This is a genomic window from Microvirga sp. KLBC 81, assembly GCF_003075415.1.
Lineage (GTDB): Bacteria > Pseudomonadota > Alphaproteobacteria > Rhizobiales > Beijerinckiaceae > Microvirga.
Genome location: NZ_QDAH01000145.1, coordinates 1 through 7,432 on the forward strand (window position 1 = coordinate 1; position 7,432 = coordinate 7,432).

The 7,432-nt window shown below is 57.3% G+C and carries 7 protein-coding genes; 1 reads left to right on the top strand and 6 read right to left on the bottom strand.

Features of this window, described 5'->3' with window-relative positions; genetic code table 11:
- Nucleotides 1-594: 594 nt before the first annotated feature.
- The 3 genes from DC522_RS31740 to repA form a co-directional block, all read right to left on the bottom strand.
- Nucleotides 595-843, bottom strand: a complete 249-nt coding sequence (locus tag DC522_RS31740; protein ID WP_116532444.1) for a WGR domain-containing protein — start codon at nt 841-843, stop codon at nt 595-597.
- Between the two features lie 396 nt (nt 844-1,239).
- The gene (repB, locus tag DC522_RS31745) at nt 1,240-2,286 is read right to left on the bottom strand and encodes a plasmid partitioning protein RepB (RefSeq protein ID WP_116532445.1); all 1,047 of its coding nucleotides are present in this window, start codon (nt 2,284-2,286) and stop codon (nt 1,240-1,242) included.
- Nucleotides 2,286-3,500: a plasmid partitioning protein RepA gene (gene repA, locus DC522_RS31750; protein ID WP_116532446.1), complete on the bottom strand. Its 1,215-nt coding sequence runs from the start codon at nt 3,498-3,500 to the stop codon at nt 2,286-2,288. Before repA ends, repB begins: the two co-directional genes overlap by 1 nt.
- 710 nt (nt 3,501-4,210) lie before the next feature.
- Between repA and DC522_RS31755 the strand changes: the two genes are divergently transcribed.
- A complete protein-coding gene (locus DC522_RS31755) occupies nt 4,211-4,483 on the top strand; it encodes a hypothetical protein (protein WP_116532447.1) in 273 nt (90 codons plus the stop codon).
- Nucleotides 4,484-5,334: 851 nt separating this feature from the next.
- On the opposite strand, the gene DC522_RS31765 is transcribed toward DC522_RS31755, so the two are convergent.
- The 3 genes from DC522_RS31765 to DC522_RS31775 all read right to left on the bottom strand — a co-directional run bounded on the left by DC522_RS31765 (nt 5,335) and on the right by DC522_RS31775 (nt 6,972).
- A complete protein-coding gene (locus DC522_RS31765) occupies nt 5,335-6,252 on the bottom strand; it encodes a recombinase family protein (protein ID WP_116532449.1) in 918 nt (305 codons plus the stop codon).
- Nucleotides 6,253-6,313: 61 nt separating this feature from the next.
- The gene (locus DC522_RS31770) at nt 6,314-6,745 is read right to left on the bottom strand and encodes a PIN domain-containing protein (RefSeq protein WP_116532450.1); all 432 of its coding nucleotides are present in this window, start codon (nt 6,743-6,745) and stop codon (nt 6,314-6,316) included.
- The gene (locus DC522_RS31775) at nt 6,742-6,972 is read right to left on the bottom strand and encodes a hypothetical protein (RefSeq protein ID WP_116532451.1); all 231 of its coding nucleotides are present in this window, start codon (nt 6,970-6,972) and stop codon (nt 6,742-6,744) included. The genes DC522_RS31770 and DC522_RS31775 overlap by 4 nt, the downstream gene beginning before the upstream one ends.
- Nucleotides 6,973-7,432 lie beyond the last annotated feature (460 nt).

A 7,432-nucleotide genomic window follows, 5' to 3' on the forward strand; every position in this document is an offset into this window, starting at 1 on the left:
GCGGCACCGTCATGCATGAAGTGAATCACGAAAGCCGGTCCGGAGGAATCCCTCGCCCCCCAAACTGCCCCGCTTACCCCGAAAGCCACGCTTTGCGGCAACAGCTAAGTTATTGGTAAAACGCAACATAGCTGGGCTATAAGAACTTAATCGGCACCTGACTACGTTTTGGCGGACGCACGGGTGCTGTTGTGACGGGCTGTATCGTGAACCACTTCACAGTTTTCTTTTTGAGATCCGAGCACGAGCACTCACGCAGGCCTCGGGGCTGTCCTAGGACCTTAGAAGCCCTTGTTTTAAGCCATTTCAGCAGGCCTGAGGGAAGCCCAGCGCTCCTCGGCTGGTAAACAAAACCTCTCACCAATCGTTTGCAAACGATCAGTTTAAAGTGTCCCGATCAATGTACAAGAGCTTGAGACAACTGGATGACCTGACTCCCACAGGGGGATCATGCCTCAAATTGAAGGAAGACACATCAGGGTTGGAAAGGTGAGCCATTTCCAAACGCATCTGCCGGACGGCTTGCTCAGGGCGTCCCAGCACCTTCCTCGCAAGAGTAGGATTGCGATCAATGGATACTCAGTCAAATCTGATCTACAAGCCCCGCACTCGGTGGCCGGGTCGCTGCTTGCGACGAAGCCAAGACTCCAGGGCCTCGGCGGCCCTATCGTCTGTTTGATGAATTTCGATCCGCTGGCGACCGCGCTGACTAACCCGGCCCCACTCCCGGACCAAGGTTGGGTCGCCGAAGAGCGATGGTTCAATGCGCAGGACGTAAAAGCGCGCCACGTTCTGTGACGGATCACAGCGGTTCAAGACCAGGACATTGAGCTTTTCAGACATGAGCCCAAGTGTCGTGCTCCGCGGACTCGAGGTCTAATGAAAAGCAGGAATCTTTCACAGGCCGACCGATTCACGATCGTGATGGATTGTGTCGATTGCGCCATATTTGTGTCACCGAACGAGCCTGTGAGATTATTGATGGTTGCAGGATGACTCAGTGGGTGCGCGTTCGTGACAGTCTCCGACGTGTGACTGCTTCAGTAATGGCGATGAAGGCGCAGGCTGTTGTAACAGACGTCGCCTGTGACATTTTTGAGGGCGCAAGGTCCACACTGAATATACCATCACATCGTCGGAGACCTTCTGCGCACAGCTAGCCGAGGCGCTGCAAAAGGCAGCGGAGAAACTAGAGCAGCTACCGCTCGGAAAGGGAGAGCGGTAGCTGTATGACAGTAGTTATTTCTCGCTGCTGTTCTTGTACTCGCTGTAAAGCGCCTCAAGGCGGTCAACCAAGAAGCGTCCGAAGTCCGGAGCAAACTTTTGATCGACAATAAGAGAGAATTTCTCGCCGTTATCTGAGTAACGCGCGAGCCGCACACCATCGGGAGCTGACCAGGTCGAGACCTGTGCCTTCCCAGGCTTCATGATGAGAGCCTTGAAAACCATTTCGAACCGAGCGTCAGAGTCGCGCCTCTCGAATTCAGGCTTCTCAATGACTTTCCGGACGGTGTCTTGCGTCCGTTTGTTTAGCAAATCAGCGAATTCCTTCCAACGGCGGAGACCGATAGCTGGCGCCGGACCAATAGCCTCAATAATATCTAGCGGAACCCCCTTCCCTACCGAGATCATTTTCGAGAGGGTGCCCTTATCGGTGCACAAAGCTTGCAGGATCGTCTCGCGCGAAAATCTGCGGTCCTCTAGGCGAGCGGCAAATCGTGCTTTTTCGATGAAGCTCAGATTCGTGCGCTCGTTATTCTCCTGGCCTTGGGCGACGACAAGCTGCTCGTCAGTAAGGTCGCGCACAACAGCGCGAACTTTCTGGCCGAGCTCAGTGACGGCGCGAAGCCGGCGATGCCCGTAGGCAACTTGGTAGTGCCCCTGCTGAGACGGGTGGGGCCGGACTAGAATCGGAACCTGTTGTCCGTTCAGTCGGATCGAGGTCACGAGCTTATCGTGATCCTCAATTGAGCCCGCCATGCGGTCAGGAACAATCGAGCCCTCGATGAGGGAAGGATCGATCTCTACAACGGCTTGGCTGTCGGCGAGCTGTTTTTCCAGCTCTTTCACACGTGCAACTGCTCCGGATCCTGCAGCGATCGCAGCCAGCGGTGAAGTCATCGGCTTCTTGGGTGCCACCATATGTGCAAATGGTCGGTTCGACGTCGGACCAGGCGATGGCGCGCCGAGCTCCTGCGAGATCTTCTCCTGCAGAGCAGTGAAGGCATCTGGGCTTGCAGATGCTTCTTCACCCGGCTCATCCAAAAGGACGTTCTTGCGTGCCATTATTGTCTCCCCCAGGCGCTGCGAATGAGAGCCTCAATTTCACCATTGGCCAGATCGATCGATTCCATCGCACGATCATATGTACCCTTGTGGAACTTGCTGCGATCGACCTCGTATAGTGTCTGCTTCGTCAGGCCGGCGTCCGCGATCGCCGTGCTTTTCAGGACAGGATTCTGGAGCACGCGAGGACCAAAGATGGAGCGAAGGTATCCGACCATCTGGTTCTGAGGCGTATCGCTCGGCTCATATCGCGTGATAAGATACCCCATCCAGTCGTAGTCTTCCTTGGCGCCAGCGTTTGAGAGGATCTCAAGGGTGTCTCCGGTCATCCGCAGGAATTGAGCCATTGAGAGCACGTCTAGCATCTGCGGATGGATGGTAATCAGAAGCGACGTGGCCGCACATAGAGCGGCCATCGCCAAGAAGCCGAGGTTCGGTGGGCAATCCATCACGACGATGTCATAATGCTCAGCCACGGGCTGGAGAGCCTCTGTGATCCGGGTGTAGAAGAGCGCTACATCGTCGGCCTTGGGCGTGGTCGTTTCAAATTCCATGAGCTCAAGGTTGCCTGGAATAAGGTGTAGCCCAGGCAAGTAGGTTGAGCGGATGATCTGCTCTACTCCGACGCGCTCATCGTCATAGCGCAGCGCTCCATAGAGAGTCTCGTTATAGCCGACATCCAGCAGCGGTTGATGGCCGAACATCGTTGACAGGCTGGCCTGAGGGTCGAGATCGATGGCCAGAACTCGGTAACCTTTGAGTGCCAGATACTGAACCAGGTGGGATGCCGTCGTCGTCTTCGCGCTGCCGCCCTTAAAATTGATGACTGAGAGGATCTGAAGCTTCTCCCCCTCCCCTCTATGAGGCACGTATCGACGAGGTGACTTAGTACCCTCGAGGAATTCGCGGAGGACGTTCATCTCCTCGATCGCGTAAGTCCTGCGGCCATTCGGCTGTACCTCAGGCAGAGGCGCCTTGCCTTCAGCTGCCAGCTGTCGGAGATATCCCTCGTGAATACCGAGGAACTTTGACACCTCGGCCGATGTCAGCCGGCGCATGCTTTTCTTCGCAAGCGGCGGATAGATGCGTTTTTGATGAGCCTCGAGCTTCGATTGCAAATCATTCGCATCAACAGAGATTTGCCGCTTCAGGCTCGGCTTCGATGGCACCGTAATCTCTGAATGCGCGGTAATGCTGTTAGGCTGTGCCGTCATCTGGGTCTCCGCCGGCTTCTGCGCTGAATGGATCTAAAATCGGAAAAAATGCGCTGATCCACTTCAGCTCTGAGAGGGTAAACATTTCGTTAAGCGAGCGAGCACTGGACGCGCGATGTGCGAATTTTTTGTGTTACGCGGAAAAGTTGGTCGCGACCAACACGTATATTTCAGTGGTGTGGTCTTATCTGATCCGACGCTGAGCAGACAGATCACCAAGCGCTGACGGTCCTCTGAGCGACATGTTAAAACGTGGCATTAGTGACGACCACCTATTATCAGGCGCGATGAGTCGTGAGGTCCGCGGGCGATTGCCTCTTAACCATTCGGCACGAGACGTTGCGACGAGCGCTGTTTTGATCTTTCACTGCGGTGGGAGCAAAGTTGGTCGCGACCAACTTTTTATGCTTTCGGCCTGCTCATGGCTCCTTACTGGTTACCGATGAGCTAGGGTCTTTGTGGCAAGCGTCTGCCACGAGGACAGCATTGAGTTTGGGCTAGAAAAGTTGGTCGCGACCAACTCCCAGTATAAAGCCTTCCCTTTGAGCCGACAGAAGTAAAGGCGCATTAGGAGCCGATAGGCCTCGTAAAAAACTGGTCGCGACTAACTCCGTCCTTGTCGGTGAGAGTGTGTCGATGCTCCGCATCGCATACATGTCCAATCTCCACCAGGAGCGCAAAGACCCTCTCCTCTCGCCGTGCCTGAGGGAATGTTCCCGGTCTATGATAGCGTCTCCTGGCCTAGGCAGGTCGAGGTCGAGGCCCTTGTGATCTCCGGCGGCACGCATCCGAATTCGGTTGTGCGTACTGAGGTGTTGACGACGATCCGGAGCGAAATCGGAATTCGAGTTACTCATGTGAACGGCAATCACGACTATCTCGGCAGCGCATTTCCGAATGGCGGAGGTAACCTCATCCCGATCGATGGCGCGAGGTTTACCGTGGCGACACTCTGGACCTACCTCGACCGGCCACTCAGCTAAGGGCGAAGCGCTTCCTCGATTGCTGCAAGGTCGTCGGCAGAACGGTCTAGAGGTGAACCGATCTCCACTTGGTGCTACCCAGCTTCCGTGAGCAAGCAAGAACGAATATGGTTGTGATGCATCATGCTCCCTTCCCTGATTCAATCCGCGCTGGTTATCGCCGTGATCTCACGAACTCGTTTTTCGTGAGTAACCTCAATCCGGAACATTTTCCGAAAACGAGGCTCTCGATCCACGGGCATGAGCATCAACCATTCGACTATGCCATTAAAGGAGAGGATCGCGAGGTCCGGGTGGCCTTCAATCCACTCGGTTATCCGACCACGAGAAGGCGTGGTCGCTTCGGGAGCAAGATATTCGAAGTCCGATGGGCGCGAGCTGCACCGTGCTGGGACAGGGACTCTTGCCCCGCGGATTTGTGTAACATGGGCTCTCTGGACATGCGGGGACAAGCCTTCAGCGAAAACTCGCGCGTCGCCTACGCACTTGCTTTAGTTTCCGCTGCACGGCTGCCTCATACTCAAATCGGCCGAGCAGCTCGCGCACAGGCCTGACCTCGCCTCGAAGAAGGAGACCGATCGCAGCATCATCCACACGCTCCAGGTGATGGCTGAGAAGCTAAGGTGGATCATCCTCTCCCTACACGTGCTGAATATCCGTGAGGATCTGAGCCACCTCCCCTTTCGCGCCTTTCAGAACCTCCAATTTCAGGACTTTACCCTGAAGGGAGGAAATCTGCCTGTCGAGATACTTATCAGCTGCCCACACGTGAGACCTTCCCGCCAACCTCAAAAAGTTGGTCGCGATCAACTTCGTGTCTACGCTCCAAGGTTCGCCGCCGCAAAGTTCGACTAGACATATGGCTCGCTAGTCGCGACTAGACCCATTCGCCGGGCTTTATCGAGTTGCTGTTTCACGGACGAAGCAGACCACTGCAGGCCCCCACGTGGGGTCCGTTCACGCAGCTGTTCCAGTTGGGCCGCAATGTCCCTAAGCGACAGATCCGGGTCCGTCATGGCGATCCCGGCGATCAGCGTCACCAAACGGTCTTCCGCCGAGCGGGGAGGGGTGCGTTCAAGCAGGGACGCATCTGCCATGCGCTGTGTAACCATCCTGCCGACTGCCCGGCGCAACCGTCCTCCCGTCCAATCCTGCCCCCTGCTGTTGAGCACCCGGGCCACTTCCTCCCAGCTGTGCACGGGCCGCATCCGGCGCACAGTCGGCATCCATTGATCGGCCGTGACAATGAGTTCATCGAGATACGTCTTCTCACGGGTGGCTCGGAGCTTGCGGATTGTCTCCGGCCGGCGCTCCCGCATGCCCGGGTTGCCGAGGATCCTGCCACGCGCTTTCGCCGCTTTGAGACCGGCCTTGGTGCGCTCGGAGATCAAAGACCGCTCCAACTGAGCGACCGCGCCGAGGACCTGGAGCGAGAACATGCCCTGAGGGGTTGAAGTATCGATTGGATCCCGGAGTGATTTGAAATGCGCCCCCTTTTTCTCCAGGCCTTCAATGACCTCGAGCAAGTGGCTCACTGAGCGCGCCAAGCGGTCGAGGCGCACGACCACCAGGACGTCCCCGGCCTGGATCTCTTTGAGCAGACGAGCCAGAACAGGACGGGCCCGGGACGCGCCAGAACCGTGTTCTTGGTGCACGACCACGCAGCCGGCCGCCTTGAGCTCCATGAGTTGCGCGTCCGTGATCTGGTCCTCGGTCGACACGCGGGCGTAACCGATCAGGCGCCGTTTCGGGGTAGGGGAGAGAGCCATCAGAGCCGTTTATCTCGATCAGGATGTTGCGCTCGAATTGAACATATGGAGCGGCAGGATTCTAGACGGCTGCTAGCAGGTTCGCTGTCGACCATGACGGCCAACCGGTGCCTGCGAAATCACGATCATGGCTCCACAGGTCGGCATCCAAGGTCCAGGCCAACGCCAGCAGATGCGCATCGGTAACACTGCCGTTGCGGGAGGCTGGAGCGATCCTGAGAGCCGTTTCTGCCGCCGCCAAGTCCTCGTCGGCGACGTCCTCTCGGGCGATGATGGTCACCAGATCAAGTAGGCTCTCAAGAACAAAGAGATCACTGGGCCTGACATGCCCGACCACCTTATAAGCCTCCTCAAAGGCCGCCTCGCTTGTGATCAGACTCCGCCGTCCTGAGATCAGGTCTAAGTGCGGGCCGGTCGATGAGCCCAGAACGGCAGCGACAAGGATATTGGCGTCGACCACCAGGGCCGCGGAAACTGCGCGCGGTGGGCTCAAGGACCGAACTCGCGATCAAGGGCGGCTTGCTCCTCGGGGGAGCGCTGGGCTTGCGCCTGTGCCAGAGCTGCCCGGAAGCGGGCCCGGGCCGCCTCGGAGGCGGGCCGCAGCGGAACGAGCAGCGCGACCGTCCGGCCGTCGCTCTGCACCGGAACCGCCCCGGGAAGCCGCTCAATCGAAGCTGCGGAGAGCTTCTGGAGCTCTCTCATGGTAATTGCATGTGCCATGAGATGTATGTAAGCTTGTAGGGCAACAATTTCAAGCTGCTTTAGGCCGCTTTGTACAGTTTTACGTGCGCCATTTAACGATCGTTTGAAGACGTTTCTCAAGCCATTTTGTTAACCAGCCGGAGCGGGGAGGGCTTTCCTGGAGCCCGCCGAAATGGCTTAAAAACAAGACGTCTGCGGCCATTCAGCGCCTTCACTGCTCTCCAGAGGGCCGTCCGGAACCGCTTGCCGGCCGCACCGTGCTCGATCCATACCGATGCTGCTTTGGCAGGTGGCGGATCGCCTCTCCCTCCATCGTAGCGATGCCCTGCTTTGCTTCTTCTGGCTAAGCTGTAGCTCGCAGCATCAATAACTTAACCGGGGAGCCGAAGTGTGGCTTTCGAGTAAGCGGGGCAGTTTTGGGGGCCGCGGGCCTCAGGCTGACTGGATGACGAGGGTGGCGAGCGGCGGGATCTTCGGC

Coding starts and splice junctions, on each gene's coding strand:
- DC522_RS31740 (WP_116532444.1), bottom strand. CDS start 843: ATGTCTGAAAAGCTCAATGTCCTGGTCTTGAACCGCTGTGATCCGTCA.
- repB (WP_116532445.1), bottom strand. CDS start 2,286: ATGGCACGCAAGAACGTCCTTTTGGATGAGCCGGGTGAAGAAGCATCT.
- repA (WP_116532446.1), bottom strand. CDS start 3,500: ATGACGGCACAGCCTAACAGCATTACCGCGCATTCAGAGATTACGGTG.
- DC522_RS31755 (WP_116532447.1), top strand. CDS start 4,211: ATGTTCCCGGTCTATGATAGCGTCTCCTGGCCTAGGCAGGTCGAGGTC.
- DC522_RS31765 (WP_116532449.1), bottom strand. CDS start 6,252: ATGGCTCTCTCCCCTACCCCGAAACGGCGCCTGATCGGTTACGCCCGC.
- DC522_RS31775 (WP_116532451.1), bottom strand. CDS start 6,972: ATGGCACATGCAATTACCATGAGAGAGCTCCAGAAGCTCTCCGCAGCT.